This window comes from Stenotrophomonas cyclobalanopsidis (assembly GCF_008710035.1).
Classification (GTDB): domain Bacteria; phylum Pseudomonadota; class Gammaproteobacteria; order Xanthomonadales; family Xanthomonadaceae; genus Stenotrophomonas; species Stenotrophomonas cyclobalanopsidis.
In genome coordinates, this window is record NZ_VYKI01000053.1 from 1 (window position 1) to 538 (window position 538).

At 52.0% G+C, this 538-nt stretch carries 1 rRNA gene; it reads left to right on the top strand.

Going from position 1 to position 538, the window contains the following annotated elements:
* Positions 1-108 (top strand): 5S ribosomal RNA (gene rrf / locus FJU31_RS19215); the annotation flags it as partial.
* Between the last annotated feature and the right edge of the window lie 430 nt (positions 109-538).

Here is a 538-nt window from a genome sequence, read left to right on the forward strand (position 1 = left end):
AAATTAGCGCTGTGGAACCACCCGATCCCATCCCGAACTCGGAAGTGAAACGCAGCTGCGCCGATGGTAGTGTGGCTCAAGCCATGCGAGAGTAGGTCATCGCCAGGGTTTATACCCAAAAACCCCGTTGCTTGCGCAACGGGGTTTTCCTTTTTTTGCAGGCACCTGGTTTTGACCTGGACTTGCAGCAACAACTTCACGAAGAGCTTCAAGTTCCTTCAACAAGTTGTTGACAAAGCTGAAAGGCCTGCCATAATAGGCGGCTCGCAACGACGAAAGACCTTCGGGTCCAACGACGAAGCAGCATCGGCAACAACGTCCACCTCGGTGAGACGGCCTTGAAAAAAAGGTGTTGACGAAGCGGAAAAGCCGGCTATAATGGGCGGCTCGCTACGAAGGAAACTTCGCAGTACGCGGGAATGGCGCTGAGGCCACTTCCCCTGATCTTTGAAAGTATGCGCAGGTATCTTGTGAAGGCGCCTGCAGGAAGGATGATTGTCCATCTTGCAGACGTTTGATCAAGCAACTATTAATTGTT